Below are 352 nucleotides of genomic sequence, written 5' to 3' on the forward strand. Positions count from 1 at the left end.
GGCTTCAACGCGAATTCTGGCTACAGGCTCTCGCAGACATCACATCTGTAGTGGGAACTGCCTCTGAGCTGCGCAAATCCATTTCTCGTTTTCTCGTTGACGAACTTGACGTCAGCAGCCGAACCGTTGCCACCGTTGCAGATGTTTCACCGTCGACCATCAGTACTTGGCGTGGTGAGCATGAGTCATCGTAAAAACATCCTCTGACCTGCTATGGCCCCGATGATCACCTATTACCTAGGCGGCGGCTCCGCCGCCGCTGCCCGCAGGCTCCCCCCACCTACGCGCTCCGCTCCGCTCGCGCTTCGGTGCTCCGCCCGCAGGCCCAGGAGCGAGGTTGGGCCTCGGTTAG

Annotated in this window: 1 protein-coding gene; it reads left to right on the plus strand. The window is 60.2% G+C overall.

All coding sequences use genetic code 11. The annotated features are described in order from the left end of the window. A partial coding sequence (locus CVH10_RS26685) for a hypothetical protein (RefSeq protein ID WP_219924810.1) occupies positions 1-194 on the plus strand: 194 nt, incomplete at its 5' end. Between the last annotated feature and the right edge of the window lie 158 nt (positions 195-352).

This window comes from Halomonas sp. ND22Bw (assembly GCF_003011945.1).
Classification (GTDB): Bacteria; Pseudomonadota; Gammaproteobacteria; order Pseudomonadales; family Halomonadaceae; genus Halomonas; species Halomonas halophila.